Annotated in this window: 19 protein-coding genes; 10 read left to right on the forward strand and 9 right to left on the reverse strand. The window is 62.0% G+C overall.

Going from position 1 to position 24,988, the window contains the following annotated elements:
• Positions 1 to 60 precede the first annotated feature (60 nt).
• On the forward strand, positions 61 to 1,026 hold the full coding sequence (locus tag ACM6J5_RS08540; RefSeq protein ID WP_414928188.1) for an alpha/beta hydrolase: 966 nt from the start codon (positions 61 to 63) through the stop codon (positions 1,024 to 1,026).
• Positions 1,027 to 1,174: 148 nt separating this feature from the next.
• On the opposite strand, the gene ACM6J5_RS08545 is transcribed toward ACM6J5_RS08540, so the two are convergent.
• Entirely contained in the window at positions 1,175 to 1,534 is a 360-nt protein-coding gene (locus ACM6J5_RS08545) for a DUF6124 family protein (RefSeq protein ID WP_095942529.1), read from the reverse strand.
• A gap of 534 nt (positions 1,535 to 2,068) precedes the next feature.
• Here ACM6J5_RS08545 and ACM6J5_RS08550 point away from each other — a divergent pair.
• The 3 genes from ACM6J5_RS08550 to ACM6J5_RS08560 all read left to right on the forward strand — a co-directional run bounded on the left by ACM6J5_RS08550 (position 2,069) and on the right by ACM6J5_RS08560 (position 3,334).
• A complete protein-coding gene (locus ACM6J5_RS08550; protein WP_414928189.1) occupies positions 2,069 to 2,296 on the forward strand; it encodes an antitoxin in 228 nt (75 codons plus the stop codon).
• A gap of 44 nt (positions 2,297 to 2,340) precedes the next feature.
• Positions 2,341 to 2,712 carry a hypothetical protein gene (locus ACM6J5_RS08555; protein ID WP_414928190.1) on the forward strand — a complete coding sequence of 124 codons (372 nt, stop codon included), beginning with the start codon at positions 2,341 to 2,343 and terminating at the stop codon, positions 2,710 to 2,712.
• Positions 2,713 to 2,818: 106 nt separating this feature from the next.
• Positions 2,819 to 3,334 (forward strand): PaaI family thioesterase, encoded by a 516-nt coding sequence (locus ACM6J5_RS08560; RefSeq protein ID WP_095942530.1) that lies wholly within the window; start codon positions 2,819 to 2,821, stop codon positions 3,332 to 3,334.
• A gap of 113 nt (positions 3,335 to 3,447) precedes the next feature.
• Here the strand turns inward: ACM6J5_RS08560 and ACM6J5_RS08565 are convergent, their stop codons facing one another.
• The 5 genes from ACM6J5_RS08565 to pvdM form a co-directional block, all read right to left on the reverse strand.
• A complete protein-coding gene (locus tag ACM6J5_RS08565; protein ID WP_414928191.1) occupies positions 3,448 to 5,865 on the reverse strand; it encodes a TonB-dependent siderophore receptor in 2,418 nt (805 codons plus the stop codon).
• A 126-nt stretch (positions 5,866 to 5,991) separates the two neighbouring features.
• Positions 5,992 to 7,641 carry a cyclic peptide export ABC transporter gene (locus tag ACM6J5_RS08570; protein ID WP_414928192.1) on the reverse strand — a complete coding sequence of 550 codons (1,650 nt, stop codon included), beginning with the start codon at positions 7,639 to 7,641 and terminating at the stop codon, positions 5,992 to 5,994.
• A 220-nt stretch (positions 7,642 to 7,861) separates the two neighbouring features.
• Positions 7,862 to 8,734 (reverse strand): formylglycine-generating enzyme family protein, encoded by an 873-nt coding sequence (locus ACM6J5_RS08575; protein WP_095942533.1) that lies wholly within the window; start codon positions 8,732 to 8,734, stop codon positions 7,862 to 7,864.
• Positions 8,735 to 8,750: 16 nt separating this feature from the next.
• Positions 8,751 to 10,031: an aminotransferase class V-fold PLP-dependent enzyme gene (locus tag ACM6J5_RS08580; RefSeq protein ID WP_414928193.1), complete on the reverse strand. Its 1,281-nt coding sequence runs from the start codon at positions 10,029 to 10,031 to the stop codon at positions 8,751 to 8,753.
• Positions 10,032 to 10,060: 29 nt separating this feature from the next.
• The gene (pvdM, locus tag ACM6J5_RS08585; RefSeq protein WP_095942535.1) at positions 10,061 to 11,410 is read right to left on the reverse strand and encodes a pyoverdine-tailoring dipeptidase-like protein PvdM; all 1,350 of its coding nucleotides are present in this window, start codon (positions 11,408 to 11,410) and stop codon (positions 10,061 to 10,063) included.
• 229 nt (positions 11,411 to 11,639) lie between these two features.
• Here pvdM and ACM6J5_RS08590 point away from each other — a divergent pair, with 229 nt between their 5' ends.
• Complete coding sequence (locus ACM6J5_RS08590) at positions 11,640 to 13,259, forward strand: PvdJ/PvdD/PvdP-like protein (protein ID WP_414928194.1); 1,620 nt, start codon at positions 11,640 to 11,642, stop codon at positions 13,257 to 13,259.
• 130 nt (positions 13,260 to 13,389) lie between these two features.
• Here ACM6J5_RS08590 and ACM6J5_RS08595 read toward each other — a convergent pair whose 3' ends face one another.
• Genes ACM6J5_RS08595 through ACM6J5_RS08605 form a run of 3 tightly spaced genes read right to left on the reverse strand, consistent with a single transcriptional unit; the run spans position 13,390 to position 17,938 of the window.
• Entirely contained in the window at positions 13,390 to 14,784 is a 1,395-nt protein-coding gene (locus ACM6J5_RS08595; RefSeq protein ID WP_414928195.1) for an efflux transporter outer membrane subunit, read from the reverse strand.
• 7 nt (positions 14,785 to 14,791) lie between these two features.
• A complete protein-coding gene (locus tag ACM6J5_RS08600; RefSeq protein ID WP_150674015.1) occupies positions 14,792 to 16,765 on the reverse strand; it encodes a MacB family efflux pump subunit in 1,974 nt (657 codons plus the stop codon).
• Positions 16,766 to 17,938: an efflux RND transporter periplasmic adaptor subunit gene (locus ACM6J5_RS08605; RefSeq protein ID WP_414928196.1), complete on the reverse strand. Its 1,173-nt coding sequence runs from the start codon at positions 17,936 to 17,938 to the stop codon at positions 16,766 to 16,768.
• 381 nt (positions 17,939 to 18,319) lie between these two features.
• On the opposite strand from ACM6J5_RS08605, the gene ACM6J5_RS08610 reads away from it, so the two are divergent.
• The 5 genes from ACM6J5_RS08610 to ACM6J5_RS08630 all read left to right on the forward strand — a co-directional run bounded on the left by ACM6J5_RS08610 (position 18,320) and on the right by ACM6J5_RS08630 (position 24,919).
• Entirely contained in the window at positions 18,320 to 18,799 is a 480-nt protein-coding gene (locus tag ACM6J5_RS08610; RefSeq protein WP_095942540.1) for a sigma-70 family RNA polymerase sigma factor, read from the forward strand.
• 136 nt (positions 18,800 to 18,935) lie between these two features.
• Positions 18,936 to 20,273: a lysine N(6)-hydroxylase/L-ornithine N(5)-oxygenase family protein gene (locus ACM6J5_RS08615; RefSeq protein ID WP_414928197.1), complete on the forward strand. Its 1,338-nt coding sequence runs from the start codon at positions 18,936 to 18,938 to the stop codon at positions 20,271 to 20,273.
• 568 nt (positions 20,274 to 20,841) lie between these two features.
• Complete coding sequence (gene mgtA, locus ACM6J5_RS08620) at positions 20,842 to 23,556, forward strand: magnesium-translocating P-type ATPase (protein WP_414928198.1); 2,715 nt, start codon at positions 20,842 to 20,844, stop codon at positions 23,554 to 23,556.
• Between the two features lie 139 nt (positions 23,557 to 23,695).
• Positions 23,696 to 24,412 carry an MgtC/SapB family protein gene (locus tag ACM6J5_RS08625; protein ID WP_150674010.1) on the forward strand — a complete coding sequence of 239 codons (717 nt, stop codon included), beginning with the start codon at positions 23,696 to 23,698 and terminating at the stop codon, positions 24,410 to 24,412.
• 105 nt (positions 24,413 to 24,517) lie between these two features.
• Positions 24,518 to 24,919 (forward strand): chemotaxis protein CheY, encoded by a 402-nt coding sequence (locus tag ACM6J5_RS08630; protein WP_095942597.1) that lies wholly within the window; start codon positions 24,518 to 24,520, stop codon positions 24,917 to 24,919.
• Positions 24,920 to 24,988 lie beyond the last annotated feature (69 nt).

The raw sequence follows: 24,988 nt of genomic DNA on the forward strand, positions 1-24,988 counted from the left end.
ATGAACGGTCCTCACTGTTCGTTTATTGGGCGAGCTTTTTATTTTTGGAGACTACCGCCCATGGCACTGCACCCGGACATCGAAGGATTTCTAGAGCTGGCCGAGTTCGGCCGCCTCAGCGGCAAAAGCCAACCCATGCATGAGCTGAGCCCCGCAGAAGCGCGGCAGCAGTTCGAACAGACTTCGCAGCTGCTCGATGCGCCGCCAGCGGGCGCGTTGACGGTGACGGCGGTGAGCATTCCTGCGCGGGACGGGCATGTGCTCAACGCGCGGCTGTACGCCAAACCGCAACCGGACAGCGAACCGCGCCCGGTGTTGTTGTACTTCCATGGCGGCGGCTACGTGGTCGGTAGCCTCGATTCCCACGACACCCTGTGCCGGCGCCTGGCGCTGGCGGGGGAGTTTGCCGTGTTGTCGGCCGATTATCGGTTGGCGCCAGAACACCGGTTTCCCACCGCTTACAACGATGCCGAAGACGTGACGCGCTGGCTGGCCGTTACCGGAGCCAAGGCGTTGGGGCTGGACGCCAGGCGCATTGCGCTGGCCGGGGACAGCGTCGGCGGCAGCCTGGTGGCTTCGCTGTGCATCGCCATCGCCCAGGCCCCATTGGGCTGGCCGCTGGTACCGCGCCTGCAAGTGTTGCTGTACCCGGTGATCGACGCGGTAAAAAAACGCCCGTCCCTTGAGCGATTCGCCGAAGGCTACCTGCTGGAAGCCACCACGCTGGAGTGGTTCTACCAGCAGTACCAACGCAGTGAAGCGGATCGTGCCGACTGGCGTTTTTCGCCGCTGTACGCCGAGTGCGTGCAAGGGCTGGCGCCGACGGTGCTGTGGCTGGCCGAGTACGATCCGTTGCTCGATGAAGGCCTGGCCTGGGCCGAGAAACTGCGCGCGGCGGGGCAACCCGTGGTGCTGGAGGTAAAAGCCGGCATGATCCACGACTTTGCGCGCATGGGCGAGATGGTCCAGGAAGTGCCGGGGATGCTGGTGCAACTGGCGGCGCAGATCGGCGAGAGTTTGGCCTGACGCATAGCGTAGTGATCAGCGACACCGTACCCCTTGTAGGAGCGAGCCTGCTCGCGATGGCGGCAGCACATTCAACTTCAATGTGTCTGACACACCGCCATCGCGAGCAGGCTCGCTCCTACAGTTCGTTTTGCGCTGAATCGGATAATTAAGGTGGATCAAGCCGATCCAGCGCCCGATTCACCGCCAGTTCCCCCAGCATGATCACCTGCGCAATCCCCAACAGCGCATGGCGACTCGTCCCCTCCAGATGATCCACCAGATCGTTGGCCATGACATTGGCCGACGCCAGCGATTCGCAGGCATGCACCAGCAGGGTTTCGGTACTGAGTTCGGGGTTCACGATGAACATGGTGCTGGGTGTGCGCGGGGTGGCCATGATGTTGGCGCCCGGGTTGAGGTAGTGATTGAGCGCGCGCTCGGCGGCTTCGTGGAATTGTTTGGAGTCGGGGCTTTCGTAAGGGGAGGCCGGGTCGGTTTCCGGCGGATTTGGAGTTACCTTGAACATAAAAATCTTCCTCTAGTAGTGAGCCCACAACCATCTCGCTACTAAACGAAAGGGTGGCGGCTGTGCGCAAGTTAGTAGACCGGTGAGGAAGCGAACCGGCGCGCCCGAGGGCGCCATGCACACAGCCACCATCAAGTGCAGACGAATGTCCGACTGGATGAAACTTGTGCAACCGTTCAACCTCATCGGGCTACTAAACCCGATCACTGGAAATCAGTGACGGAATCAAGTTACCGACGACCCCCAAGGCGCACAAGCCGGCGGATTCTGGCGTACCTGTAGGCAACGGCGCAAGGCGTTGTGGCTTTCACGAAGTAACCTGTAGGTCGCTTAAACAGGCGCTGTCGAGTGGTTTTTAACCTGCTGTTTTGCCTTGTCAAAGAGCGTTGAATTCCTCGGAGTCGGCAGGAAGAGTCCTACGAAAATTTGCGGTTGGCCCTCGGAAGTACAGCGCTTACGATGTGACGCGACGCACGCCGGGTAAGCCAGTGACATTCATCATTGCCAATGACGACAACGGCTTTGGAGGCCAAAATGAAAGCCGAACCGTCCCCCATCGTTTCAGGGCTTCAGACCGAAGAGCAGGCCGCCAGCCATGACCGCTGGTTCCGCGCCAAGGTGCAAGCTTCGATAGACGACCCACGCCCGAATGTCCCGCACGATCGGGTGATGGCTGACATGCGAGCCCTCATCGCACGAAGGTCTGAAAAAACCAAGGACGATTCAATGATGGATCTTAAAAAAACCTCATCGGTTGCCTGATATTCCCCATCGCTCCTGTCGCAGTCATTTATCTGACCTTCGCCTTGTGCAGCGACATCTGGGCAGAAAACTTCTACACACCCGGCGAGGACGGCGGAGAAGTCGAGCCGATGCTGGCTCTCGTTATCATTCCGCTTCTGCTGGTGATCGTTGCATCGTTGCTGGCGGGGCTGACCGGGTTGAGCCGATGGATTACGCGGCGCTTCGAACCCGGTGCCTGGTGGCGATGGCTGCTGGCGATTCCACGTTTGGTCCTGGCAGCCGTCGCATTGTTTCTGTTTTTGCTTTCAAGCGGTTTCCTGATGGGCGATACGCTCGGTCCATTCAGGCATTGGCAGGTGGCTTGTGCATGGGCAGCCTGTGCAGCCACCGTGAGCGCATTCCTGGTTCAGCAATTTTCACGCCTGAAGGAATAGTCCTTAAGCCACGGACAGGGGGCTGCCGAGCTATCTTCCGCATCCCGTATCGGCTATGTAATATCGACATCGGCCCGATGCCGCCCGTATTAAGGATGAACACGCTATGACCCCGCAGGACACTCCACTTCAAGACATCGCCGCGCCCGAAGGCGTTTGTTATGGCTGCGGCAGCCAGAACCCGCACGGGCTGCACATCAAGAGCTTCTGGCATGAAGACGGGGTGCATGTCATGGCCGAGCATTTGCCGGAAGACAAGTACTGCGGCTGGCCGGGTCTGGTTTACGGCGGTTTGATCGCGATGCTGGTCGATTGCCACTCCAACTGGGCGGCGATGGCTTATCACTACCGGGCAGAGCAACGCGAGGTGGGCAGCTTGCCCCACATCACCTGCGTCACCGGTAACCTGGGCATCAAGTACATCAAGCCCACCCCGATGGGTGTCCCCCTGACACTGCGTGCAAGAGTCGAGGGCGAGGTCGGGCGCAAAAGCCGGGTCATCTGCGAGATCTTCGCCGGGGATGTCCTGACCGCTGTCGGGGACTCCACGTTTGTCCGCGTCGATACCGAGCAACTCAGGGCCGCTGCACAAGCAGAAAACGGAACCGGCTCACTACTGTAGGAGCGAGCTCGCTCGCGATGGACTCAAGAGCGCTGCGTTTAACCAGTAAACACGCGTTATCGTTAACGACCATCGCGAGCATGCTCGCTCCTACAAGTGGAGTCAGCCGGCCATCAGTACTGCGCGCGCAGGCTCAGGGTCAGGGTGCGCGGGTCGCCGTAGAAGTTGGTGCCCCAGGAGGCATCGACGCGGTCGTAGTACTTGCGGTCGAACAGGTTGTTGGCGGTCAGTGTCGACGACAGGTGTTCGTTGAACTTGTAGCCCACCTGCGCCGAGGTCACGGCATAGCCGCCTTGTTTGAACTTCACATCACGCTGGTAGTAGGTGTCGCTGACTACACGCACGCCACCGCCGACGCTAAAGTCCTTGAGCGCACCGTCGGTGAACTCGTACTTGGTCCACAGGTTGTAGTTGTGCTTGGGCGTGATGGTGCTGAAGGTCTTGCCTTTGTTGGCCTGATCGCCGTCCAGGAACTTGGTGGAGGTGAAGGCGTAACCGGTGACGATGCTCCAGTTGTCGGTCAGGTTGCCGCTCAGCTCGGTTTCCCAACCCTGGCTGCGGGCCTTGCCTTCGGTCATGTAGGCACCGGAGGTGTTGTCGTACTCGGCGCGGTTTTCATCGTAGATGCGAAAGGCTGCAACGCTGGCGTTCAGGCGTCCGTCGTAGAATTCGCGCTTGAGGCCGATCTCGTACTGCTTGCCTTCGCGCGGGCCGACCGGCTGGCCGTCTGTGCCGATTTCACTCTGCGGTTTGAACACGCCGGTGTAGCTGAAGTAGGTCGACAGTTCAGGGGTGATCTTGCCGATGATGGCGCCGTACGGCACGACCTTGCGGTTGATGCTGGTGTGGGCTTCGCCGAAGTTGTTGAAGAAGGCGTTGGCGTTCTTCGCGTCGCTTTCGTACCAGGTGACACGGCTGCCGCCGATGACATCGAGCCAGTCGGTGACGTTGAACTTGGCGCGGGTGTAGACGCCGTACTGATCGGACTTGGACCAGTTGCCGTTGACGTGCGCATAGTCGTTGCGGGGAATGTCGATGCTGCCCGGATCGAACACGTTGATCGGGAAGTACTCGCCGCCGCCGTAGGTGAAGTCCTTGTCCAGATGCTGGTACTCGGCGCCCACGGTGAACTCGTGCCGACGATCGGCGAATTCGAACGGCGTGGTGACGAAGCTGTCGACGCCGACGGTCTTGATGTGGGTGTAGTAGTCGTAGGCCACGGCCCAGCTGTCACCGGTGGCCGGGTCGACCGCGCCGTCGGCCCAGGTGAAGTTACGCTCCGGGGTTTCGGCGTCGCGGTAGGTCAGGGTGGTCTTGAACTGACCGCCGTTGTCCAGTTCGTGGTCGAGTTCGGCGAAGGATTCCCAGACTTTTTCGTTGAGGGTGTTCCACTTGGCGTCGACGAAGGTCGAGCGCGGTACGTCGAGCAATGAGCCGTCGGCGTAGGCCGGCAGGCCGAAGGCCGGGGTGGAGTTGTTCTTCTGGTAGGCGCCGCCTACCGACAGGGTGGTGGCCGGGTCGAGGTCGAATTCCAGGCGACCGTAGACCATCGGGCGTTCGTTCTGCGCGTAGTCGACGAAGGACTGGTTGTTCTCGTAGGCGGTGATGAAACGACCGCGCACGGTGCCCTGTTCGTTCAGCGGGCCGGTGACGTCCACCGAAGAACGGTAGCGATCGTAAGAGCCGGCGGCCAGTTCGCCACCGAGGGCGAATTTGCTCAGGGCGCGCTTGCGCACCACGTTGATCGTACCGCCGGGTTCACCCGCGCCCTGGTACAGGCCCGACGGGCCGCGCAGTACTTCGATGCGGTCGTACATCGCCAGGTCGAAACTGGTGGCCATGTCGCCCTGGCCGGTGGGCTGCGAGACGCCGTCGACCTGCACCTGATCGACGAGGAAGCCACGCATGTAGACGTCGTTGAGGCTGGAACCGGAGTTGTAGGTTTTGATGGTCACACCGGTGACCTGGCGCATGGCGTCCTGCAGGCTGTTGAGGTTCTGGTCGTCCATGCGCTGGCGCGTGACGACGGACACCGACTGCGGGATGTCCTTGAGCTTGATGTTGCCTTTGCCGATGGTCACTTCATCGCTGGTGTAGGAGTGCGTGCCTTCGGTGGTCGGCCCCAGCGCCACGCCGGTGATGGAAGTCGCACCCAGTTGCAGTGCACTGGAGTCACCGGCCGATGGCACCAGCGACACGGTGTTGCCATTCAACTGAAAATTGATGCCGCTCCCCAGCAGCAAGGTTTTCAGTGCCTGTTCCGGTTCCATGTTGCCGGACACCGCCGTGGACTTGATGCCGTTGACCATGTCCTGGCTGTAGAGAATCTGCAGGTTGGTCTGCTGGCCCAGTTGGCGCAATGCGCTGGCCAGCGACTGAGCCGGCACATTGACGTTCACCGGGGCTGCCTCGACCTGGGACGTACCCAGCAGCAACAGGGTCAGCAGCGCACCCGGCACGAGCGTTCGGAATTTCTTTTGCCGTTCGATGGCTAACGCCAAGGGTGCGCGGGACAGAGTAAGGCTTTGCATTGCTCGAATCGCTCCAGAATGGTGTGTGCAGTTTTTTAGTTAATGATAATTATTATTAGACGGACCACTTTGGCTAAACCGGAAAACAAACTTCAAAAAACAATGATTTGCGTGCGGCAATGGCACTCAAGCGGTTGTGCGCTCGGTGACGACCCGGCCCGATTCCATGCGCACCAGTTGATCGGCCATGTCGAAATAGCGGTCGTCGTGGGAGATCACGATGATGGTCTTGCCCAGGCGTTTGAGGTCCGGCAGCAGCTCGGTGTAGAAGATGCGGCGGAAGGTCGGGTCCTGGTCGGCGGCCCATTCGTCGAACACCAGCACCGGGCGCTCTTCCAGCCAGGCATTGACCAGCGCCAGGCGTTTGCGCTGGCCGGTGGACAGGTCGGTGGTGGTGAAGCTGCCGTCCCTGACGCTGACCTTGTGCGCGATTTCCAGCCGCTGCAGGTATTGGTTGGCATCTTCGGGAATGTGCTGGTCGCCCTGGACCACGTCATCGAACAGGTAGTAGTCGGCAAAAATCGTGGTGAACAATTGGCGGTAGTCGTCGCGATTGTGCGCATCGATGCCTTGGCCGTTGAGCAGGATCGATCCCTGTTGCGGCGCGTAGAGGCCCAGCAGCAACTTGATCAGGGTGGTCTTGCCGCAGCCGTTTTCGCCGACGATGAAAACGATGTCGCCTTGCTCGATGGTCAGGTTCACCGGGCCCAGGCGAAACGCGTCGCTGCCGGGGGCGGCGGGGAAGGCGTAGCTGACGTTGTCCAGTTGCAAGCGGTTGACCACCGTCGGCGAGGTGCCTTTGTCGTTGAGCAGCAGGTGCGGCTCGGGGGAGGAAAACTGGCTGGACAGTTCGGCGATGCGGCGAAAGGCAATGCGCGCCCGGCTGACGATCGGCAAGGTGCTGACCAGGTGCTCGATCGGGCCTTTCATGTACAGCAGCACCAGCACGAAACCGCTCATCACCGCTTGGTCGGCACTGGGCCAGAACGATTGCAGGGCCAGCGCCAGGCCGATCACCACGAAGAACAGCATCGAGCCCAGGGTCTTGGCGATCACGAAGGTGTTGATCGAACGCACCTGTGTGTTACAGATGAAATCGGCGGTGCCCTGGATGCCCTTGACGAACATGCGCTGGCGGCGCGGGCGGTGGATGCGCAACTCCTTGGCGCCGCCGGCAATGGCGTTGTAGTGCTTTTGCAGATCGTCCTCGGCATCGCGGGCGGCCATGAAACCCTGGATGCCCTTGCCCTGGGCGTAGAACTGGATGCCGGTGCCGATGGCAATCGCCAGCACCATCATCAGGAACATCGGCCACGACAACATCGCCAGGTAGCCCATGCAGCCGAGGGTCACGGTCAGGGAAATCGCCAGCGGTGCGAAGGCGAAGGCGAAGTCGCTGATGGTGTCGACATCGTGGGTCAGCACCGGGATCAGCCGGTGGCTGCGGTAGCGCTCGATCTGCTCGATGGGCGCTGAAAGCACCTTTTCCCCAAGGGTTTTGCGCAGCCTGGCAATGATGTGCTGGCCGACGTAGTTGGTGCCGATGTCCGAGCAGATCGAACTGCCCAGGGCCAGCAGGCACAGGCCGCCGAACAGCGCGACCACGCCTTGGGTCAGGCCATTCGGCGAGTGCAGCGCGTTGTTGATGGTGGCCAACAGCGCCGTCACGCTCAGGCCACCCACCATGCCCAAAAGGATCGACAGACTGACGACGAGCCGGAACGGTTTGAGGAGGGTGAACAATTCATGAATTGCACCGCGCGTTGGCTGGGTCATGAGCAGAGGGTTCCTTGGGTCTTGAGGCAGATACCCAGTAGAACGTCTGGTGGAGGGCTTAATTTAAAGGGTGGGAGACGGGTGGCGGGGGCTCGGTCCGCTGACAGGGTACAAATCAGTGTGGGAGCGAGCCTGCTCGCGAAGGCGGACTATCAGTCAACTTCTACTGCGACAGGCAGACCGCTTTCGCGAGCAGGCTCGCTCCCACAGGATGGGGAAGCTAGAGAGTGCGCACGACGCGAAATCCGATCCAGTCGCCACGGGTCTGCGGGTCGATGTCATTGCGGTTGCCCGAGCGGGAAAACACTGGCGCTTCGCCCCAGTCGTTGCCACGGATGCGCAGGGTGTCGCAGTTCGGTTCGGTCCAGGCGCTGCCATCGGTGGGCGCGCCGACGTAGTCCGGGTGGTAGCAGTCGGCGATCCACTCGTAGACGTTGCCATGCATGTCGTACATGCCGAAGGCATTCGCCGGAAAGCTGCCCACCGGTGAGGAGTAACTGTAGCCATCGGTGGGGCCGTAGGTGTTGGCATGGGTGGCGATGCTGTACTCGGTGCCGGGGTCGAACGGGAAGGGGAACGCTCCCGTTGACCCGGCGCGGGCTGCGTACTCGCGCTGGGCCTCGCTGACGATGTGGTAATGCTGGCCGGTTTTCATCGACAGCCAGGCGACGTAGGCGCTGACTTCGGCGAAGTTCATGCACACCGCCGGCTGGCGCGGGTCCTGGGGGTAACTCGGTTTGCCATTGGTGCATGCCCGGCCGGGGCGGGTGTCACCATCGGGCAGGGTGACTCCGGTTTCCTTCATGTATTGGGCCCATTCGCCAGCGGTGATCTGGTAGCGGCTCATGGCGAAGGGTTTGTCGAACGTCACCTCATGCATCGGGCCTTCATCTGGCTCGCGGCCGACCTCGTCGTCCGGGGTGCCCATGGTGAAGGTGCCGGCGGGCAGCACCACCATTTCCGGGCAGTTACGGCAATCCTTGAAGACCTTGCCGGGCAACGGCGCGGTGTAGGCCTGGGCGAGGCCGGGCAAGGCGCTGCCGAGCACGGCCAGCAGCGTCAGGGCGCCGAGTTTTTTCAGGGTGCTTTTCATAATGGCTCTCGCTCAGTCAGACCTGGTTGGCCAGCAGTTCCATCAGGCGGTCGATGTGCGCTTGGGTATTGAGCAGCCCCGGCGACACACGAATGATCGGCCCGACATCCCGGTCCACGGCATCGCACACCACGCGCTGATCCATCAGGTAATTGGCGACCTCCTCGCAGTCCCGGTTCTTGATGCGGAAGAAGGTGAAGCCGGCGGAATATTCCGGCGACAGCGGCGTGACCAGCTCCACCGACGGGTGTGCCTGCAAGCGTTTTTTCAGGTAGCTGTTGATGGTGTGAATGCGCATCGCCACCTCGGCCTTGCCCAGCTCCAGGTGCAATTTGAAAGCTTCGGTCAGCGCCCAGCGGTGTTCGAACGAATGGTAGCCGCCGTAGGTCATCACCGTGGAAAACCGGGTGGCTTCGGAGAAGGTCGGGATGGTCGGGGTCACGTCCTTGAGCTCGTCGGAGCGGGCGCAAATGATCCCGGTACCCCGTGGGCCGAACATCCATTTGTGGGTGCCGGCAATGAAGAAATCGCAGTGCATGTCCGGGAAGTCGACGTTCTCCACGCCGAAGCCGTGTACGCCATCGATCACGTAGAGGATGCGGTCCTTGTCGGCGCGGCCACGGTTTTTCTCTTCCACCAGTTTGCCGATCTCGCCGATGGGCAGCTTCACGCCGCTGCCGGAATGCACCCAGGTCATGCCCAGCACGCGGGTTTCGGGGCGGATGTTGCGTTCAATCGCGGCCAGCACTTCGGCGGTCGAAACCTTGTACGGGTCTTCGAACAATTTGATCTTGCGAACCTGGGTGCCGTCCTTCTGGGTGCGGTATTCGAACACGCTGTTGGCGGCGTAGTGCTCGTGTTCGCTGGTGAGGATTTCCTGATCCGGGCGCACGTGGATGCCGGCGTAGATCATCGCCAGGCCTTCGGTAGTGCTGCCGGTCAGGGCGATCTGCGACGGCTTGGCTTTCAGATAGCGACCGGCCCACACGCGCACCTCTTCTTCGCGGCGTTCGGTTTCGCCGCGATGCCAGTCCATGGCCAGGCCCGGGTTGCGATCCAGATTGGCGCGGTGCATCTCGATGGCTTCACGCACAGGCAGCGGGTGCGAGGTCACCAGGAAGTTGGCGAAGTGCAGGTAGTTCGGGTCTTGGGTGAAGAGTTGGCGCAACTGGTCCCATTTGTCCTTGGGCAGTGGCGCGGGGCTGGCGGCCCGTGCTGGCAGACTCACGGCGGAGACCAGGGGGATGCCGGCCGCGAGGATGCCGGCCTGCTTGAGGAATGAACGACGGTTGGTCATGGATTCGGTTCGCTTTGGCAAAGGAAAAATCAGTTTTGAACGACAGGCCGGGAGGACTTCTGCACCTGGTCCCAGACCCGCAGGAAGTTGCCGCCCCAGAGCTTGGCGATGTCGGCCTCGCTGTAGCCGCGGCTGATCAGTTCGGCGGTCACGTTGCGGGCCTCGCTGACGTCTTTCCAGCCGTCGAGGCCGCCGCCGTCGTTGAAGTCGGAACTGATGCCGACGTGGTCGATGCCGATTTTCTTCACGGCATAATCGATCGCATCGCCGTAATCCTTGAGAGTGGCCTTGGGTTCTTCGTCGAGGATCGAATAGAGCTGGCTGGCGTACTCGCCGAAGCGCTGCTCGGGCCAGACAGTGATCACCGGATCGCCGGGCATCAGCGCCATCTCCAGGCCTTGCAGCGGTTGCAGGTCGAAGCGGGCGCGCAGGGCGTTGAGCTTGTCCTGGGTGGCCTGGCTCAGCGGGCGGATATAGGTCGGGAAACCGACGATCTGCACCACGCCGCCGCTGTTCTTGATCAGCTGCATTTCCGGGTCGCTGAGGTTGCGCGGGATGTCCACCAGCGCGCGTGGTGCCGAGTGGGAGGCGACCATCGGCGTGCGGCTCAGTTGCGCGACTTGCTCCAGGGCCTTGGTCGACATCTGCGACACATCGATGATCACGCCCAGGTCGTTGAGGCGATGTACCGCTTGCTTGCCGATGTCCGACAGCCCACCCAAGGCGTCCCGCGAATCATTGAAAAACGGCAGCGGCCGTGACGAATCGGCCCAGGCGTTGTTGCCCACGTAGCTGAAGCCGAACATGCGCATGCCGCGCGCGGCCCACTTGTCCAGGGCGTTGAGGTCATTGCCCAGCGGATAGGCGTTGAGCATGCTGATGAACACCGCGAATTTGCCTTCGCCATGCAGGCGGCGGAAGTCGTCGGGGGTGTAGGCGATGGCTACTTGATTGGGGAAGTCACGCACCATCGCGCTGATGATCTTGTAGCGGGTTTCCTGCTCATGGCGGGCCTCGTCGACGAAACCGGCGGTAGGGCGATGGGGGGCGTTGGGGCCGTTCCAGATTTCCGGCCAGCCGAAAATCGTCAGCGCCGCACCGGACAGGCGCCCGCGCCCGGTCTTGATCAGGTCGAACTGGCCTTCGCCATCCTTGTCGACTTCATTGCCGGCGGTGCCGAAGTCCATGGGCACGGTGATGTGGCTGTCGAACGAGAGAATGCGTTCCTGCAACTGATCGGCCTGTTTCATCACCTTGACCGGGTAGCCTGGGTTGTCCCTGAACCCGTAGTCCCAGGCCGCGAAGCCTGCACCCGCGCTGATCGCCAGGGCCAGCGGCAGGCCGATGAAAAGAGCCTTTTTCGAACGTGGTTTTGTCATTGTCGTCTCAGTCAGGTTCGCCGCCCCGGATCAGGCGCAGGGGCCTTTGCTATCTGGGGGGAACGAGTGGCTGGCCGGAAAATTTAGCGCGGCTGATGGCCTCATCGCGAGCAGGGGAATGCGTTCTCCTGTAGGAGTGAGCCCTGCTCGCGATGCTTTTTAAATTTGCTCGGGCAACAAACGTTCTAGCTTGGATAAAGCCTGCTCCATGGCTGACACAGGTAGGGCAATGACGATTTCTCGACGATGGTTCCTCGCGGGTCTGGCGCTGACCGGTGCCGCCGTGCCGGCGGTGTATTACGGGCATCGCGAACTGACCAGGCCGGACCCGACCATCACCCCCGGCGAAGCCTCGTTCGACGTGGCGGATGTCGCCGGCCAACGTTTGGCGGATACCTTGCGCGGGGTCTGGCAGATTCGTTTCGAAGGTCGTGACGCCGGTATCGAAGGCTTGCCCCTCGAAGGCCTGGAGGTGTTCCTCGACATCGGCCACAAGGGGCGTGGTTTCAGTGGTTATCTCGACACCGCCGAGCGTTTGCGCTCCACCGAGGAGCCCCGTTACCAGGTGCTCGGCGATTTGTCCGGGGCCAACCCGAAGCAGCTGGCCTGGCGACTGCTGGGGGCCAGCGGCTGTTGCGATTACGAGTTCGACATGACCCTGGACGAGGTGTGGGCCGGTTTCGGTAACGCCGGCAGCGGCAGCCTCAGTGGGCGGGTGCTGGACCTGAATCGGCCACTGATGCTCACCGCCCAGGACAATCGATTCATTGCCGTCAAACGGGAATTCCCTGAAGCCCGGGAGCGCGCCGGCCTCAATCCGACCCTGCTGGCCTGGCTGGTATCCCCGGAACACCGGTTGTTCCACCAGCTTTGGCATGCCTCCCGGGACAAGTGGCACAAGCTGTCCGAAGACCAGCGCGGCGCCTTGCGCGGGCTCGGCTGGCAACCCGGACCGCGAGACAAAGAGCGTGACGCCCGAGGTGAACGCAAGGATCGCAACGGTTCGGGCGTGGACTTTTTCTTCATGCACCGGCACATGCTCGGCACCGCGCGCTCGATGCAGGACCTGCCGTCCTGGACGCACTTCCCGTTGCCGCAGCCGGAGCTGGCGCGGGACAGGCTCGGCTTTGCACGTTACTTCGACAACCACGACGGCACCGCTTTGCCGCCGACCTGGCTGGCCGAGGACGATGACGAGTACACGCAATGGGTCAGCGACATCAAGACTGGCGAGACCTATCACAGCAATTTCCAGGTCTGGGAATCGCGCTACCGCGATCCGCGTTACCTATCGACGTTGACCCTCGGTCAGTTCGGCTCGGAGGTCGAACTGGGCCTGCACGACTGGCTGCACATGCGCTGGGCTTCGGTGCCGCGTGATCCGTCCAACGGTCAGCCGGTGCCATTCGCCCGGGATCCGGCGGACTTTTCCGCACGCTGGTTTGCACCGGAAAACGATTTTCTCGGCGACCCGTTTTCTTCCCATGTGAGCCCGGTGTTCTGGCATTTCCACGGCTGGATCGACGATCGCCTGGAAGACTGGTTCCGCGCTCACGAGCGCTTTCATCCGGGGCAGGTCAGTCGGCTGCAGGTCAACGGCGTGCAATGGTTCGCGCCAGGGCGCTGGGTCGAGATCGATGACCCGTGGCTCGGCCCGAGCACCCATGGCTGCAGCACCACGCCCGGTTTGCAGACAGGCAAGTCAGTGGAAATGGACCCGGAAACCATGAAGCTGGCGCTGCGCATTACCTTTGGCGAAGACGAGAAGAAACTTGCCGGCTTGTTCCGTAAGGTGCCACAACGGCCGTGGTATGCGCGGCATTTGAAGGCTAAACAGAGCCAGGCTTGATACCGCGTTATCGTTCAATCGCGAGCAGGCTCGCTCCTACAAGGTTTAGTGTTTTCCGCATGGTTCGGGCACGACACAAATCATGTAGGAGCGAGCCTGCTCGCGAAGGCGTACTCACTGACGACAAAGATTACAAAACCTGCCACCCGCCACCCAACGCCTTGTACAGCGCAATACTCGCCTGCATCCGCGACAACCGCAGTTGCACGTTCAAATCCTGCGCCGCATACAGCGTGCGCTGGGTTTCCAGCACCGTCAGCAAATCCTCGGCCCCGGCCTGATAGCGGCTTTGCGCGATGTTGAACGCGGTCTGTGCCTGGCTCAGCTCTTCGCTCTGCCACCCGCGCTGTTCATCCAGTCCGCGAATGCTGTTGAGGGCCTTTTCGACGTCGGCGAAGCCGTTGATGATCGCGCCGCGATAGGTCTCCAGCAGTTCCTCCTGGCGTGCCGCGGCCTTGTCGCGCTGGGCGCCGAGGCGGCCGTTGTTGAACACCGGCGCGAGCAGCCCGGCGGTGATGTTGTAGAAGGGGCTGCGCAGAATGTCGTCGGCCCGGTCGGCGCCGGAGCCGATTTCGGCGGTGAGGGTCACGGTCGGCAGCATCGCGGCCCGGGCGACGGTGACGTCCGCCTGGGCCGCAGCCAGTTGCGCCTCGGCCCGGGCAATGTCCGGACGGCGGCTGAGCAATTGGCTGGGCACCCCGGCATTGATGGCGGGCCAGGTCAGTTGATCGAAGCGTTCCTGACCCAACGACAGCGCCTGAACCGGGCGCCCGAGCAGGGCGGCGAGGCTGATCCGTGCATCCTCGGCCTGTTGCTGCACCAGCGGCAGCTGGCGTTGCTGCGCTGCCACCAGGCTTTTTTGCTGCGCCAGTTCCAGGGCCGTTGCCGAGCCCGAATCGAAACGGGTCTGCACCAGTTTCAACACGCTTTGGGCATTGGCCAGATTCAACTCGGCGATGCGGCTTTGCTCCTGTAACGACAAGGCTTGCGCGTAGCCGTTGGCCACACCACTGAGCAACGTCAATTCCACTGTGGCCTGATCGAACTCGCTGGCTTGCAGACTGAATTGCGCACTGTCGCGACTGGCCCGTTGGCCGCCCCAGAAATCAATTTCGTAGCTGGCCGTCAGGTTCGCCGTGAAGTAGTCGACGGCATCGTTATCGCTGTCGGCATCGAGCTGACTGTAGCCGCTGCCGCGCAGCAGTTTCTGGCGATTGGCGTTGACCCCGGCCTTGACCTCGGGCAATTGCGAGCCGCCGGCAATCACCGTGTCGGCCTGGGCCTGGCGTACTCTCGCGATGGCTGCGGCCAGGTCGTAGCTGCCAAGCCGTGCCTGTTCGATCAGGCGCCCCAGTTGCGGGCTGCCGAAGCGGTTCCACCATTGCTGGTTGTCATGGACAGTGCCTGCGGTGTGCGGCGATTGCCAGGCGGCGGGCGGCTGGATGCCGCTGTCCGGGCGCTGGGCCGGGCTGCCACAGGCGCTGAGCAGCAGGCACAAAGTTAACAGGCTGAGTGGCGGCTTCATCAATCGATCATTCACTGGTAAGGGCCGTGACCGGGTCGAGTCGGGCAGCCTTGCGGGCCGGCATGTAGCCGAAAACGACACCGGTGACCAGGGCGCAGCCGAAGGCACCCAGCACCGCTATCAGGGAGAACGCGACAGCGACTTCGCTGACAATCAGCACGCCACCGACGATCAGCGCCAGGGCGATCCCGGTGAGGCCGCCCACCACCGAGAGCATCACCGCTTCAGTGAGGAACTGACGCAGGATGTCGCGCTGGCGGGCACCGGTGGCCATGCGGATACCGATCTCGCGAGTCCGCTCGCGCACGGTCATGAGCATGATGTTCATCACACCGATGCCGCCCACCAGCAGCGAAATCGCCGCAATCGAACCGAGCATCAGCGACAGGGTGTTTTGTGTGCGCGCCTCGGCCTGGATCATCGCCGCGTTGTTGGTCAGCTCGAAATCGTGCTTGCCGTCGTGCAGGCGCAGCATCAGTTGCTCGATGGCTTTTTCGGTTTCCTTGACCTTGCGCGCGTCGGCGGCGGCGATGGCGATGTATTCGGGATTGTGGGTGCCGAACAGGCGCACGCTGGCGGCGGAGTAGGGGATGGCGATGCGGTCGTCGCTGTCGGAGTCGCCGGAGCTGGCGCCTTTTTCCGCGAGCACGCCGACCACCTGGAAGGGGACGTTTTCGATCAGGATGTACTGGCCGATCGGGTTGGCCACGTCCTTGAGCAGTTTGGTCCGCACCTTGTGCCCGATCACCGCGACCGCCGCGGCGTTCTGTTCGTCGGCGTGGGTAAAGTAACTGCCTTCGACCACCGGCCAGTTGAAAATCGCCGGGAAGTTGGTGTCGTTGCCGCCGACGTAGCTCATGTGGTCGAGGTTGCCGAAACGCACCCCGGCCTCCTGGCCGTTGACCGGCATGATTCGTTTCACCTGGGGCAAGCTGGCAATCGCCGCGACTTCATCGAGGGTGACGATGCCCATGGGCGTACGCGGGTTGGGCGCCGAGCCGCTGAGGTAAATGATGTTGGAGCCGAACGCGCCCATCTGCGCCATCACCTGGCGTTTGCTGCCTTCGCCGACGGCCAGCATCACCACCACCGAGGCGACGCCGATGATGATGCCGAGCAGGGTCAGGGCGGTGCGGAACTTGTTGATCCACATCACTCGCCACGCCGCGTGCACGGCATCGACCAGTTCGCCTTTCCAGGCGCCAGTGGCTTCTGCGCCTTCGCTCAGGCGCCTGCGTAAATCGACGGCTTGCAGGGCGCCGGGGTTGGCCGAGTGTTGCGCGGCAGGATTGTCCCGGGCGCTGTCGCTGATGATCTCGCCGTCGCGGATCTCGATGATGCGTTTGGCCCGGGCCGCTACTTCGCGGTCGTGGGTGATGAGGATCACCACGTGGCCCTGGCTCGCCAGCTCGTCGAGCAAGGTCATGACCTCGGCGCCGCTGTGGCTGTCGAGGGCACCGGTGGGTTCGTCGGCCAGGATGATGTGGCCGCCGTTCATCAACGCGCGGGCAATCGACACCCGTTGCTGCTGCCCGCCGGAGAGTTGATGGGGGCGGTTGCCGGTGCGCGAAGCCAGGCCGAGGCGCTCGAGCAGGGCGGCGGCGCGGGCGTGGCGTTCGGCGGCGGGCAAGCCTGCGTAGATCGCCGGCATCTCGACGTTTTCCTGGGCCGAACCGGAGGGAATCAGGTGGTAGCCCTGGAACACAAAACCAAAGGCTTCACGGCGCAGCCAGGCCAGTTCGTCACTGTCCAGCGCCGCGACGTTTTCCCCAGCGAAGCGGTATTCGCCCGAGGTCGGGCGGTCGAGGCAGCCGAGGATGTTCATCAGCGTCGATTTGCCGGAGCCGGAAGCGCCGACGATCGCCACGAACTCCCCGGCATGGATCGACAGGTCGATGCCACGCAGCACGTGGACTTCAGGCGCGTCGCCACCGCCATAGGCTTTGCGGATGTCCGAAAGGTCGATCAGGGGCGTGTGCATTCAGCCGCCACTCCCGTCGACCGGGCCGATCAACAGGTGATCGCCCTCCTGCAGGCCGTCGAGGATCTGTACCCGCAGGCGGTCACTGATGCCGGTGCGCACGTTGCGCTGCTCGATGCTGCCGTTGCTGGCGACCACTTGCGCGGTCTGCCGGTCTGTCTGCGGGCCGGCCTGCAGGGCTGCGATGGGCGCGGTGAGTACGTTCTGCGCCTGATTGGCGACGAAAAATACCTGGGTGGTCATTTCCGCCATCAAGGCGTTGTCGGCGTTGTCGACGTCCAGCAACACGGTGTACAGCACCACGCGGGCACTCCCGCTTTTGCTGGTGCTGGCGGGGCTGCCGCCGCCCTGGCTGGTCTGGTCCAGCGGCTTGGGCGGGACGGGCAGGATTTGCCGCACGGTGCTGGTCCAGCGCCGGGTGCCGCCGCTCAGGGTGGTGAACCAGGCGTGCATGCCGGGTTTGACGTGGCCGATGTCGGCCTCCGAGACCTCGGCCCACACGGTCATTGGCGACAGTTTGGCGATGCGCAGGATCAGCGGCGTCTGCTGTTGGGCGTTGAGGGTCTGGCCGACCCGGGCATCCAGCGCGACCACGGTGCCGGCCATCGGCGCATAGATCCGCGTGTAGCCGAGCTCCGCCTGGTCGCTGCGCAGGCTGGCTTCGGCCTGGCGGATCTGCGCCTGGAACATGGCGACCCGTGCCTGGGTGGCGCGCAGTTCGGCCTGGGCGGTCTGCACGTCTTCTTCACGGGTGGCGCCGCCGGCGGCGAGGTTCTGTTGACGCTGGTACTTCTGCCGGGCCAGGTCGTGTTGCGCGCGCTGTTCCTGCAGCTGCGCCTTGAGATTTTCGACGGAGAAGCGCCCGGCATCAAGTTTGGCCTGTTGCGTGGACGGGTCGATTTCCACCAGCAACTGGCCTTCCTTGACCACATCGCCGACTTCCACGTGGATCTTTTGGATCTGCCCGGACGCCTGGGCGCCGACGTCGACATAACGCCGCGGTTGCAGGGTGCCCAATGCGGTGACGCTGCTTTCAATGTCGGCGCGGTTGACCTGGACGGTGACCAGCCCGTCGCGGCCCGGCGGGATGAACGGCCAGGCGGCGACGGCAACCACGGGGATCAGACAAAGTGCTGCAAGCAGGGCGCGTCGGGTCTGTCGGGGACGTTTCATGCGGGGTTCCAGCCTGGGAAAATCGGCCCGTCGTTCAGCGGCGGAGGCGGGCAGAGACGGGGAGCTGTCCTGTAAACGATGAACCGGGCACAGAATTTAGGCGACGACACAACCCACTGTAGGAGCGAGCTTGCTCGCGATGGCCGCAAGGACGACGCGATAAATCAGAAAATACGCATCATCGTTCACGACCATCGCGAGCAGGCTCGCTCCTACAGGGGGCGAGACAATTTATCGGGCAAGTTGAAGCAGTACTTTAAATCTATATGAGAATTACTATAAATTACGCGACTCGAACTGCCACTATCGTGCCACTGTGTAATTCAGCGGTCACCGAACCGGCTCAAGGACAGAAACCGCACCCCCGTGCGGACGGGAGTCATGTTGGAAAACTACTATCGCGAACTGGTGTGTTTCCTGAACGCCAGGCTGGGCAACCGTCAGGTGGCCGAAGATGTGGTGCATGACGCTTATCTGCGGGTCCTGGAGCGCTCCAGTGATACGCCGATCGAGCAGCCCCGGGCATTCCTTTATCGCACCGCCCTGAACCTGGTCATCGACGACCATCGACGCAATACCCTGCGTCAGGCCGAACCCCTGGACGTGCTCGACAATGAGGAGCGCTATTTCACCCCTTCGCCACAAAGCATGCTCGATCATGGCCAGCGCCTGGAAATGCTCCAGAGTGCCCTGGCGGAGTTGCCGAGGTTGTGCCGCGAGAGTTTTCTGCTGCGCAAGATCGAAGGCCTGTCCCATCCGCAGATTGCCGAGCAACTGGGCATTTCCCGGGCGATGGTCGAGAAGCACATAGTCAATGCCATGAAGCATTGCCGTATACGCATGCGACAGTGGGACGCCTAGTGATCCTGCGCGGTTAAATTTTTTTTCACGGTCCTCGTTCCTACTCAACAGACGACCTGTTGTGCGGCCCACGGCCTGTCAGGTCACTTAGGTTCAATGTCCCGCTATGGCGGGGAGCATCCAGAGGACACTGGAAATGACACAGGCAATTGCATCGCCCCTCGTTCACGACCTGATCGGCGTCGGATTCGGCCCGTCGAACCTGGCACTGGCCATCGCGCTGCAAGAGCGCGGGGCGAGCCAGGGCAATCTGGATGTGCTGTTTCTCGACAAGCAGGCCGACTACCGCTGGCACGGCAACACCCTGGTGACCCAGAGCGAGTTGCAGATTTCCTTCCTCAAGGACCTGGTAACCCTGCGCAATCCGACCAGCCCTTACTCGTTCGTCAATTACCTCAAGGCCCACGGGCGCCTGGTGGACTTCATCAACCTGGGCACCTTCTATCCGTGCCGCATGGAGTACAACGACTACCTGCGCTGGGTCGCCGGGCAGTTCACCGCGCAAAGCCGCTACGGCGAAGAAGTGCTGACCATCGAGCCGGTGCTGCACAACCATCAGGTCGAGGCATTGCGGGTGATTTCCCGCGATGGGAGCGGGCATCAGCAGGTGCGCACCACCCGTTCGGTGGTGGTCAGCGCCGGTGGTACGCCACGCATTCCCGAGGTGTTCAAGGCGCTCAAGGATGACGGCCGGGTGTTCCACCATTCCCAGTACCTGGCGCAGATGGCCAGGCAGCCGTGCGTGGACAACCGGCCGATGAGCATTGCGATCATCGGTGGCGGGCAGAGCGCGGCGGAGGCCTTCATCGATTTGAACGACAGCTTCCCGTCGGTGCAGGTGGACATGATCCTGCGCGGCTCGGCACTCAAGCCGGCCGACGATAGCCCCTTCGTCAATGAAGTGTTTTCGCCGGAGTTCACCGACCTGGTGTTCCAGCAGCCAGGCAGCGAGCGCGAGCGACTGGTCAACGAGTACCACAACACCAACTACTCGGTGGTGGACATCGATCTGATCGAGCGCATCTACGGCATCTTCTACCGGCAGAAGGTCTCGGGCATCGCCCGTCATGCGTTCCACACTCTGACCACGATCGAAAAGGCCACCGCCAACGAACGGGGCATCGAATTGGTGTTGCGCAACAACGCCACCGGCGAAGTCTCGCTGCGTCACTACGACGCCGTGGTGCTGGCCACCGGTTACGAGCGGCAGATGCACCGCAAGCTGCTGGCGCCGCTGGAGGAGTACCTGGGGGATTTCGAGGTCGATCGCCACTACAAGCTGATCACCGATGAACGCTGCAAGGCCGGGCTCTACATGCAGGGCTTTTGCCAGGCCAGCCATGGGCTGAGCGACACCTTGCTGTCGATCCTGCCGATTCGTGCCGATGAAATTGCCGGGTCGTTGTATGAGCATGGCAAGCATCGCGGGCATGGGCGGTCGGTGGTGGATTTGTTGTTGGCCACTGCCAGCTGAGTTTGCTGCGTCTGTAAGGCCGCCATCGCGAGCAGGCTCGCTCCTACAATGGACCGGTGTTCACAGGACCAATGTAGGAGTGAGCCTGCTCGCGATGAGGCCATTGAAATCACCCAAGACCCTCAATCCTGAACCCTTCCTGAAGAACCCCGCGATACCCCCGGCAAGACTTTGTAACGGGTTTACTCGCCAAACATCGGGGCGTAAGCTTCGCGCGTTTTCATCCATTACGGAGACCCACAGTGGGTACTTGTTCGAGTGACAGTTGTCGGCCGGTCTCGGTAACCGGCATTTTCTCGGCAAGATAACGCGCAGTCTCCTGTGCCGTTGTCTCGCCGACAAGCGAGCAGCGGCATCCCGATCATGGCCAGTTCCGGCCATGTCCCGACGTCCCTCTCATCGACGCTGAACAGTGCGTGGTTTCGACTTTTTGTCGTGGCCGCCGCTCTATCGACACGTCTGTCATTCGTGACCGGCGCGCCAGGCCTTGCTTTGCCGGTTGTTCCGGCGGCAGCGGCGTGGACCTGCCTGCTCGACGGTTTCCCGGCTGACCAAAGGGGCACCAGCCATGAAACTTACCCTCAAGGAATTCTTCGCAGGCTTCCTGCGTAACCGCCACATCGCCCGGCACTTCCGTCGCCTTGCGTTGCTGGAAACCTTCACCGACACCACGGTCAGCCGTGAAGTCCCGCCCACCCTGGCGCAAACCCTGGTGGCCGCTGCCGGCAGCGACACGGGGCAACTGCTCAACAATTTGGGCAGTCACACCGACGGTTTGAGCGAACTTGAAGCCGATGCCCTGCGCGAGCAATTGGGCCTCAATGAAGTCGAGCACGAACAGCCGCTGCCCTGGTGGACCCACCTGTGGCACTGCTACAAGAATCCGTTCAACCTGCTGCTGACCTTGCTGGCGCTCATCTCCTGGCTGACCGAAGACATGAAAGCCGCCATCGTGATTTTCTCCATGGTGGTGCTCTCGACCTTGCTGCGCTTCTGGCAGGAAACCAAATCCAACCAGGCCGCCGATGCCCTCAAGGCGATGGTCAGCAACACCGCCACGGTGATGCGCCGCGACCTTGAGGACCAGAGCGCGCAGCGTATCGAGTTGCCGATCAGGCAACTGGTGCCGGGCGACCTGATCGTGCTGTCTGCCGGTGACATGATTCCCGCCGATTGCCGGGTGCTCAGCGCCAAGGACCTGTTCGTCAGCCAGGCGGCCATGACCGGTGAATCGATGCCGGTGGAAAAATTTCCCCGCCAGCAGGACCGCGACACTATCAACCCCCTGGAACTGGACAACATCCTGTTCATGGGCACCAACGTGGTGTCCGGCACGGCCATGGCGGTGATTGTCACCACCGGCAACAGCACCTATTTCGGTGCCCTGGCCCAGCGCGTCGGCGCCACCGACCGGGCGCCGACTTCGTTCCAGACCGGGGTCAACAAAGTCAGCTGGCTGCTGATCCGCTTCATGTTCGTGATGGCGCCGCTGGTGTTGTTCATCAACGGTTTCACCAAGGGCGACTGGACCGAAGCGTTGCTGTTCGCGCTGTCGATCGCCGTGGGCCTGACCCCGGAAATGCTGCCGATGATCGTCACCTCGACCCTGGCCAAGGGCGCGGTGTTCCTGTCGCGCAAGAAAGTCATCGTCAAACGCCTCGACGCCATCCAGAACTTCGGCGCCATGGACGTGCTGTGCACCGACAAGACCGGCACACTGACTCAGGACAAGATCTTCCTGGCGCGCAACGTCGACGTCTGGGGCAACGCCTGCGATGATGTGCTGGAAATGGCCTACCTCAACAGCTACTACCAGACCGGCCTGAAAAACCTGCTGGATGTGGCGGTGCTCGAACACGTCGAGATCCACCGTGAGCTGAAAGTCGGCACGGCGTTTCGCAAGGTCGACGAGATCCCGTTCGACTTCACCCGCCGGCGCATGTCGGTGGTGGTCGCCGAGCGCGATCAACCGCACCTGCTGATCTGCAAGGGCGCGGTGGAAGAGGTGCTGGCGGTGTGCTCGCAGGTACGCCATGGCGAAGTCGATGAAGCCTTGAGCGAAGAATTGCTGGCGCGAATCCGTCAGGTCACGGCCACGTTCAACGGCGAAGGCTTGCGTGTCGTGGCGGTTGCTGCTCGGCCGATGACCGAAGGACGCGACACCTACAGCCTGGCCGATGAACAGGCACTGACGCTGATTGGTTACGTGGCGTTCCTCGATCCACCGAAAGAAAGCACTGCCCCAGCCATCAAGGCGCTGGCAGCCCATGGCGTGGCAGTGAAAGTACTGACCGGCGACAACGAGCTGGTGACGGCGAAAGTCTGTCGCGAAGTCGGCCTGGAACAGCAAGGCCTACTGATGGGCAACGACATCGAAGGCATGAGCGATGCCGAGCTGGCGAAAGCGGTGGAAACCACCAACGTCTTCGCCAAACTGACGCCATCCCACAAGGAGCGCATCGTCCGGCTGCTCAAGGGCAACGGACACGTGGTCGGTTTCATGGGCGACGGCATCAACGACGCCCCGGCGCTACGCACCGCCGACATCGGTATTTCGGTGGACAGCGCCGTGGACATCGCCAAGGAAGCGGCCGACATCATCCTGCTGGAAAAGAGCCTGATGGTGCTGGAGGAGGGCGTGCTGGAAGGGCGCCGGACCTTCGCCAACATGCTCAAGTACATCAAGATGACCGCCAGTTCGAACTTCGGCAACGTGTTCTCGGTGCTGGTGGCCAGTGCGTTCATCCCGTTCCTGCCGATGCTGCCGATGCACCTGCTGGTGCAGAACCTGCTCTATGACATTTCGCAGATCGCCATTCCGTTCGATAACGTCGATGAGGAAATGCTCAAGCAACCGCAGCGCTGGCAACCGGCGGATGTCGGGCGCTTCATGCTGTTTTTCGGGCCGATCAGTTCGATCTTCGACATCACCACGTTCGCCTTGATGTGGTACGTGTTCGACGCCAACACCCCGGATCACCAGACCCTGTTCCAGTCCGGCTGGTTCGTGGTCGGGCTGCTGACCCAGACCCTGATCGTGCACATGATCCGCACGCCGAAGATCCCGTTCCTGCAAAGCCGCGCGGCCATGCCCTTGCTGGTGATGACCGGGCTGATCATGGCTGTGGGGATTTTCCTGCCGATGGGACCGCTGGCGCATTACTTCAAGTTGCAGGCGTTGCCGTCGCTGTACTTCGTGTTCCTGCCGGTGATCCTGCTGGCGTACATGGCGCTGACCCAGGCGGTGAAGGGGTTCTACATTCGCCGGTTTGGCTGGCAGTAATGCTGCCAGATGTAGGAGCGAGCCTGCTCGCGATGGTCGTTAACGATAGCGCGTGTTTACTGGCTAAACGCGGCGTTCTTGAGTCCATCGCGAGCAGGCTCGCTCCCACAGGGATCGTGTGTTTTCCAAAGGATTCATCATGCAAGCCATCAACAACCTCAACCTGAACTCCCTGCTCGACACCCTGGTCAGCCTCAGCGCGGCCTTTATCCTCGGTGGCCTGATCGGTTTCGAGCGCCAGTACCGGCAGCGCACCGCGGGCCTGCGCACCAACGTGCTGGTGGCGGTGGGCGCGGCGATTTTCGTCGACATGGCCAACCGGCTCGCCGGTGCCGAAGGCGCTGTGCGGGTCGTCGCCTACGTGGTTTCCGGTATCGGCTTTCTCGGTGCCGGGGTGATCATGCGCGAAGAGGGCAATGTGCGCGGCCTCAATACCGCCGCCACGCTCTGGACCTCGGCGGCGGTCGGTGCCTGCGCCGGTGCCGACCTGCTGGCCGAGGCGTTGCTCGGCACCTTGTTTGTGCTGGCGGCAAACACCCTGCTGCGGCCGATCGTCAACAACATCAACCGTCAGCCGCTGGACGTGATTTCGGCGGAAGTCACCAACATCGTCTATGTCATTGCCCGACGCACGCAGCAGAAAACCGTGCTGGCCTTGCTCGAAGCCGAGCTGGAACGCAGCAACTACCCGGCCAGCGATGTCGATGTGCACGCCTTCGGCACGGATGAAATTGAAATCGAAGCCACCCTGGCCACCACCTCGGTCGATGGTGATGAACTGGATGCGCTGGTGGCACGGATTTCGACTTCGACCTTGGTGGTGCAGGCGTTCTGGAGTCCGAGTACCACGGAGTAAAGTCAGATTAACCGGCGTTTATTTAGGAATATTCCTACATAAATCTAGGAAGGTCTTCCGTAGGCTTTGCGACCTCTTGAAACCGACATCCTTTTGGAGGTGATCTTGCCGAACAAATCCTTGCGCATCCTGATCGCCGATGCGCAGCACTTCAACCGCCTGCGGATCGAGCGGCTGTTCAATCAGCTCGGCTACTTTCGCGTGGCACCGGTGCAGAGTCTCGACGAGCTCCTTCCACTGGTGGAGTACGGTTGCGAGCCTCTGGACCTGGTGCTCATCAATGGAGCGATGGCCAGCGAAGGGCTGGACCTGTTGAATTTCTTTACCGAAAACCCGCAAGTCCATCAGGCCTTTATCTTCAATGTACAGCAGGCGTCGTTGCCGCCAGTCGCGGGCAACGTCCAGCTCAGCCAGGCCGCGCTGCCTGACTTGACGTCCATTACGCAGCTGATGAGCGCCATCGAACATCGCCTACCGTTTGTCGGAACTGTCATTTCTGTCAGGTAGTTCTTTCCAGCCTTCCATGCAAAAGTCTGTGCGCAGCGTTGTGCCCCACCGCTGCGGTGCCTGGAGGGC

The organism is Pseudomonas sp. IT-P74, assembly GCF_949768175.1.
Lineage (GTDB): Bacteria > Pseudomonadota > Gammaproteobacteria > Pseudomonadales > Pseudomonadaceae > Aquipseudomonas.

Bases quoted from the DNA above. Each gene is read 5' to 3' on its own strand.
- ACM6J5_RS08540 (WP_414928188.1), top strand. From the start codon at position 61: ATGGCACTGCACCCGGACATCGAAGGATTTCTAGAGCTGGCCGAGTTC.
- ACM6J5_RS08545 (WP_095942529.1), bottom strand. From the start codon at position 1,534: ATGTTCAAGGTAACTCCAAATCCGCCGGAAACCGACCCGGCCTCCCCT.
- ACM6J5_RS08550 (WP_414928189.1), top strand. From the start codon at position 2,069: ATGAAAGCCGAACCGTCCCCCATCGTTTCAGGGCTTCAGACCGAAGAG.
- ACM6J5_RS08560 (WP_095942530.1), top strand. From the start codon at position 2,819: ATGACCCCGCAGGACACTCCACTTCAAGACATCGCCGCGCCCGAAGGC.
- ACM6J5_RS08565 (WP_414928191.1), bottom strand. From the start codon at position 5,865: ATGCAAAGCCTTACTCTGTCCCGCGCACCCTTGGCGTTAGCCATCGAA.
- ACM6J5_RS08570 (WP_414928192.1), bottom strand. From the start codon at position 7,641: ATGACCCAGCCAACGCGCGGTGCAATTCATGAATTGTTCACCCTCCTC.
- ACM6J5_RS08575 (WP_095942533.1), bottom strand. From the start codon at position 8,734: ATGAAAAGCACCCTGAAAAAACTCGGCGCCCTGACGCTGCTGGCCGTG.
- ACM6J5_RS08580 (WP_414928193.1), bottom strand. From the start codon at position 10,031: ATGACCAACCGTCGTTCATTCCTCAAGCAGGCCGGCATCCTCGCGGCC.
- pvdM (WP_095942535.1), bottom strand. From the start codon at position 11,410: ATGACAAAACCACGTTCGAAAAAGGCTCTTTTCATCGGCCTGCCGCTG.
- ACM6J5_RS08590 (WP_414928194.1), top strand. From the start codon at position 11,640: ATGACGATTTCTCGACGATGGTTCCTCGCGGGTCTGGCGCTGACCGGT.
- ACM6J5_RS08595 (WP_414928195.1), bottom strand. From the start codon at position 14,784: ATGAAGCCGCCACTCAGCCTGTTAACTTTGTGCCTGCTGCTCAGCGCC.
- ACM6J5_RS08600 (WP_150674015.1), bottom strand. From the start codon at position 16,765: ATGCACACGCCCCTGATCGACCTTTCGGACATCCGCAAAGCCTATGGC.
- ACM6J5_RS08605 (WP_414928196.1), bottom strand. From the start codon at position 17,938: ATGAAACGTCCCCGACAGACCCGACGCGCCCTGCTTGCAGCACTTTGT.
- ACM6J5_RS08610 (WP_095942540.1), top strand. From the start codon at position 18,320: ATGTTGGAAAACTACTATCGCGAACTGGTGTGTTTCCTGAACGCCAGG.
- ACM6J5_RS08615 (WP_414928197.1), top strand. From the start codon at position 18,936: ATGACACAGGCAATTGCATCGCCCCTCGTTCACGACCTGATCGGCGTC.
- mgtA (WP_414928198.1), top strand. From the start codon at position 20,842: ATGAAACTTACCCTCAAGGAATTCTTCGCAGGCTTCCTGCGTAACCGC.
- ACM6J5_RS08625 (WP_150674010.1), top strand. From the start codon at position 23,696: ATGCAAGCCATCAACAACCTCAACCTGAACTCCCTGCTCGACACCCTG.